Source organism: Candidatus Saccharimonadia bacterium, assembly GCA_035544015.1.
Classification (GTDB): Bacteria; Patescibacteriota; Saccharimonadia; order UBA4664; family UBA4664; genus UBA5169.
The window spans coordinates 1-1,219 of the sequence record DATKIP010000053.1; the positions used below are offsets into that span (position 1 = coordinate 1).

Here is a 1,219-nt window from a genome sequence, read left to right on the forward strand (position 1 = left end):
GAGCAGCGAGGAGAACGGTGAGCCTCTTGCGTCCCTTTGGCGAATGAGCCTGTGCGGTAGATTAGGCCCCGTTTTTCCAAGCTCCGCTGTTCAGACTGGACGGTATCCTGGGACGCGCATGAGCGTAGATCCTGTGTACAAGGTTGCTCGAAGCGGAGCTCGTGTTGAAGAGATGAGGTGGAGGGATAGGACTGTGATCGACGGAATATTGGGTATCGACGTTTGCAAGAATACACTCGACGTGAGCATCTCAAGCTACACCAAGGTGCGCACCAAGAGCTTCACGAATTCACCGGATGGGTGGCGCCATCTCCTGGATTGGCTGATTGCCCAAAAGATCCAACGGGTTCACGCCTGTCTGGAATCCACCGGGCGTTATAGTCTCGGCATCGCGTGTGCGTTGTACGAGGCCGACCATGTTGTCAGCATCATCAATCCCGCCCAGATTCGAGACTTCGTGCGCACCAAGTTGGGTCGCAACAAGACTGATGGGGTGGATGCGTCGCACATTCGTGAGTATTGTGAATTGTTCAAGCCCTCGCCGTGGGTACCACCCTCGGAGGCCCACCGTCGGTTGGGTGAGTTGCAGACGATCCGATCTGGCATCGTCGCGGGCCTGACGGAATGGAAGAATCGCAAGAACAGCGGCATTGTCGACGGGGAGGCTCAAGCCCTGGCCGATGCGACGATCTCGCACTTCACGAGCCAGCTCGGAGCGGTCGACAAAGCCATCGCACTGACGATCGACAATGATCGCGACCTGCAATCGAAACGCGATCTTCTGCTGAGCATTAGCGGCGTTGGTGAGACTTTGGCTGGCGTAGTGTTGGCCGAATTGCCTGGTCCAGATGTACTGCGCTCGAGCGCCGAGGTGGTCGCTTATGCGGGATTGAACCCGCGGCAGCATCAGTCGGGAACGTCCATCGATCGAGCGACACGCATCTCCAAGATTGGCAACGCCGTTCTTCGCGCTGCACTATACATGCCGGCCTTATCCGCCATGCGGTATAATTCTGCGATCGTGGCGCTGGTGGCTCGGTTGAAATCCCGGGGCCGCCTCAAACCCAAACAGATTGTTGTGGCTGCAATGCGCAAGCTTTTGGTGCTGTGCTTCGGTGTGCTGAAAACAGGCAGACCTTTCGATGCGGCGATAGCGATGGGCGGTTGAGCCACATCAAGGAGTAGATCGCATGGCGACCTCCAACACACGCTTCACTCA

At 57.3% G+C, this 1,219-nt stretch carries 1 protein-coding gene; it reads left to right on the forward strand.

Translation table 11 applies throughout. From position 1 onward, the window contains the following. Nucleotides 1–193: 193 nt before the first annotated feature. Nucleotides 194–1,168, forward strand: coding sequence for an IS110 family transposase (locus VMT30_02870; protein ID HVQ43884.1), 975 nt, complete (start codon nucleotides 194–196; stop codon nucleotides 1,166–1,168). Nucleotides 1,169–1,219: the final 51 nt, after the last annotated feature.